Genomic DNA, 4,087 nt, shown 5'->3' with positions numbered 1-4,087 from the left:
TAGCTCCTTGCCTGTAAACCTGTACAGCGTACTGTACAGATTAAGACTGTCCTTACTCTCTATCCACTCTTCCTCGTACACATATCTCAAATCCCCTTCTCTTTACTATGTCATGCCTCCCCTGCTTCCTCTAAATCAACAACAAAAATTTCCCCCGCTTTGCTTCAAATCCCCATAAAACCTTATACCGAACGTCGGGACTGCGCCCTATAAAGAAAAAAGGCAGGAAGGGCTCAGCCCCTCCTGCCTCCGGCTCATATGGGGCAAAGGCAGGCTATCACCAAGCCTTATAGTAAAGCAACTTCTAGCCCCACACCATTTAAAAGCCTAAAAACTTTAAGATTCTCCAAAATCATGAGTCCAGTATAATGGATACTACTTATCATAAACACTCCCAAACGTAATCCATCTTGGCCCCCATTGTATAAGGTATTTCAGAAGCATTGTTTTATTGCGATATCTTAAACTATGTTTCATCAATTTTCCTATTACTCCTTTTCTTACCACAGCCACATCGCTCTCCGACAATAATGAATAAAGATCTTTAAAGGGAAGAGCATCCAACTCCTCCTCTTCCATATTCCTAACCTCTTTTAGAGAAATCTCAGGATCCAGAGAGAACACCTCCTTTGCCTGCCCTCCTTCCACCAACTGCAATACATACCCCTCCGCATTAGTTGCACGTTCCACTGTCACTATTCCGCTCTTCTCATCATATGTGAGTACTCTAGGATAGGGATACACTAACAAAAATACGTCCCCGCCATCCTTAGGCCAATTCCAAAAAGGAAGGAATAAATGTGTCGGAGAAACCTCTTGTTTCCCATACATTACCTTGCGACCAAGATACTCAGAATCCTTGGAAACTTTAAAGCTAAACTCATCCTCTATCACTCGACGCCGTACAGTATAATCATGATACCAGGGAAAACGATTAGAAAAGTAAAACTCTACTTCATCTATACTTACTCTATCATCCAGACTAATATAGTGCACCACATATTCCTTAGACTCTGTACATCCTATAATAGACATAATACCAAGGAACATCAGCAATAATCTTACAACTTTTCTATCTGACCTCATCACAACCACATCACCTCTCTCTATTTTATTTTAGTTCTTGAAAAAATTCTTTAAATATTGAATCTCGCACAGGCTCTGCTACAGTCGTATCTCCAAACAACTCCTTATTTGATTCCAAAAACTTTAATGCTTGTTCACGAGTAAGAATTCTACTTTGTTTACCTTGAATTGAAACAGGCATAATATACTCTAATTCCCACCATAAGATATCTCCAGTCCATGGATTTTTTTCAATAGTAAGAAACATACTTCCCACAAGTCGCCCCTGATCATCCGTTAGGTTATCAACTATCGTTCCTAGAAACCCTATTGCACCCTGAATATTACCTGCCTTAGCCGCTGCAGAAGAAGAAACTACCCCTTGCGCTCCAGTATAATCCATATCGGTAAAATCAGGATCTCTTGGCAGTGCCGCAGATACAAGCAAAACATAATCTAAAAGCTTACGAGGAATTTTTATCACAATTGGAAGATATATTGGGGAATGAGGATCTTGAATGATCGGTACTCTACCATAATTTGCATTTTTCAACTTATCTATTACTTCATCTATTTGTTGACTAGGAGGCGGCTGGCTACACGAGGTAAAAATAAGAGATGCAGCTGCCACAATACCTGCCACTAAAAAAGGCACCCTCCCATCCGGATCCGTATACTTCACCGGATTATTCCCCGCATAATGGTAAAGCTGCAGGTTTACAAGATTGTACACACCTCCCATACCGGGCAGGCTCCGGTTGTGCTTCCTTGCCTCATCGTTGACCGGTGCCAGAGGTATATACACCTTATTTTTCCTCCACTAAAACTACAACAAAAATTTCCCCCGCTTTACTTCAAATTCCCATAAAACCTTATACCGAACGTCGGGACTGCGCCAATAAAGAAAAAAGACAAGAAAGTCGCAGACCTCCTGCCTCCGGCTAATACGGGGCAAAGGCAGTAAATATCCAAGGCTGGCCGTCCTCCATGGAGGAAGCCAGCCTCCCTCCGGAACAGGGCTCAGCCACAAGCCTACCTCGGCACGGTAGTACTGCGAACCAAAGTAGTACAGCCCGCTGTCCTAGTTCCACTCCTTGCCCGCATACCGGTACCGTACCTCGAGCCTGCCCCCCCTTCGTATTCTTGCCTACCCCTGTTGGCACATTTCAGTCATACTTTACCACTTTGATTTTACCATATGCAGCAACACATGCTATATATGGCACACCATCATCTATCGCAAGGCTCACATAGTCAGCATCCCCCCTATGTGGTATATTCAGTAAAAGAGGCTGGCGTGGAACTATATCCCACTTTATCCCGTCATATTTGTAGAGAAAAACATCAACTCCCCTTAGTCCATGAAGTAATTTAAACGCTGCATACGGTGTGCCTTTGTATATCACAATGTTTGGATAGAATATAGCCGAGCTCGCAAAATGAGGCTCACCTACCGGCTCCCACTCCTTCCCGTTGTACCTCATAACAGTAGGATCATGTGGATCATCATAAATGATATAAGAGATCCCATCTTCTACTGCAAGATCAAGCCAAAATATCTCATTAGTAAAATCACTCTCTCTACCCAACCTCTCCCATTCCTCCCCGTTATAGCGCATAACCACAGGTTTTTTAATGGGGGGATCCCCATCCTTTAACTGGTTTTCTTCTGGATACGCAACATACGGAATTCCATTCTCAACCACAAGTCGAATGTCACTTATTGCAAATGCATTGCCTCTATAATTACCCGAAAACCCTGGCTGCCCTATCGTCTCCCATCTCTCACCATTGTACCTCATCACTGTGATCCTCCGCCCATGCGCTCCATCACCAAATGCGACATAGGGGATACCCTCCTCCACTGCAAGAGAAATATCATCCACTTCTCCGTGAGAAAAACCGGGTTCTCCCACCTCTTCCCATCCCGTACCATCATACCTCATCACCGTAAGCCGCCTCTCCTTCTCTCTATCAGAAAACGCCACATACAGCACCCCATCATCTATTGCAAGCCGAATCGGCCAGCTAGAAAAAGTCCCTATCGTCTCCCACTTCCTCCCATTATACCGCACAACCCTGGACTCGGAGCCGTGGGTAAAGCCCACATAAGGCACACCATCATCCACCACAATCGACACATACTCGCCTTCGGCAAATCCAGGCTTCCCTACCGTCCGCCATCTCGGCCAGGGAGCAACCAGCAGTAGCACATGTAACACCACCACTACCACTAGCACCACCGTCATTAACCTCACAAACCTATACACGAGTCCACCTCTTCTTCTACTTCCCATACTCATCCTCCTCTTTTTATTCTTTAATCTTATTATCGGGTGTCACCACTGTGTCCACAGAGACACTCCACTCGTGCGTAATGCTGAATGGCCTCCCATCCGGATTCCATTTACCTGGGATTACATCAAACGTATCATAAGGATCAGAAAAGTCATCAAAGAATGTAAAGCTAATCGTCCCTTTAATATGAACACGTCCATCTTCCATTTTCTCTCTGGTTCCTTCGAACTTCCCCGTTACCGTGGCTCCTCCAAAGGCCCAACACACGTTACCAAACTCATATGATCTTCCAAAATCCTCATTTCCGCTTGCTATCTGTTTAAGAAAACGACTCATCACAGTCCCTCCTCCAGGCAACCCTTTTGTCAGTTCCTCGGAATGAAGCACGGCCTTTTCTACCTCTTCCGCATACCCTATCTGTTCCAACGTCACATCTCGGCCTATCCCGCTCCGATACATAAAGAATAATTCCTTAGAAGAAACTTTCCTATAATTTCCTTTTGCAATCGACGAATAGATTTCCATCCCCTTTATCATAGGTTCTATCTCAAGCTTTCTATAAAGCCACAGGCTAAACTGGTCATACCTCCCATCCGGATCAATATACTTCACCGGATTATTCCCCGCATAATGATACAGCTGCAGGTTTACAAGATTGTACACACCCCCCATACCGGGCAGGCTCCGGTTGTGCCTCCTCGCCTCATCACTTACAGGCGCTAGC

4 protein-coding genes are annotated in these 4,087 nt (G+C 44.7%); all 4 read right to left on the bottom strand.

All coding sequences use genetic code 11. From position 1 onward, the window contains the following. Nucleotides 1-375 precede the first annotated feature (375 nt). Nucleotides 376-1,086, bottom strand: coding sequence for a hypothetical protein (locus WKV44_10460; protein MEM5948957.1), 711 nt, complete (start codon nucleotides 1,084-1,086; stop codon nucleotides 376-378). Between the two features lie 25 nt (nucleotides 1,087-1,111). Next, nucleotides 1,112-1,807, bottom strand: coding sequence for a hypothetical protein (locus tag WKV44_10455; GenBank protein MEM5948956.1), 696 nt, complete (start codon nucleotides 1,805-1,807; stop codon nucleotides 1,112-1,114). A 424-nt stretch (nucleotides 1,808-2,231) separates the two neighbouring features. Then, nucleotides 2,232-3,062 carry a hypothetical protein gene (locus WKV44_10450; GenBank protein ID MEM5948955.1) on the bottom strand — a complete coding sequence of 277 codons (831 nt, stop codon included), beginning with the start codon at nucleotides 3,060-3,062 and terminating at the stop codon, nucleotides 2,232-2,234. 316 nt (nucleotides 3,063-3,378) lie between these two features. Then, a complete protein-coding gene (locus WKV44_10445) occupies nucleotides 3,379-4,035 on the bottom strand; it encodes a hypothetical protein (GenBank protein ID MEM5948954.1) in 657 nt (218 codons plus the stop codon). Between the last annotated feature and the right edge of the window lie 52 nt (nucleotides 4,036-4,087).

Source organism: Spirochaetia bacterium 38H-sp, from assembly GCA_039023545.1.
Taxonomy (GTDB): Bacteria; Spirochaetota; Spirochaetia; order Winmispirales; family Winmispiraceae; genus Rarispira; species Rarispira pelagica.
Note: the sequence above shows the minus strand (reverse complement) of the source record. Positions and strands in the feature narration are given on the sequence as shown.

Excerpts from the sequence above, each read along its gene's own strand:
- WKV44_10460 (MEM5948957.1), bottom strand. The coding sequence starts at position 1,086 with ATGAGGTCAGATAGAAAAGTTGTAAGATTATTGCTGATGTTCCTTGGT.
- WKV44_10455 (MEM5948956.1), bottom strand. The coding sequence starts at position 1,807 with ATGGGAGGTGTGTACAATCTTGTAAACCTGCAGCTTTACCATTATGCG.
- WKV44_10445 (MEM5948954.1), bottom strand. The coding sequence starts at position 4,035 with ATGGGGGGTGTGTACAATCTTGTAAACCTGCAGCTGTATCATTATGCG.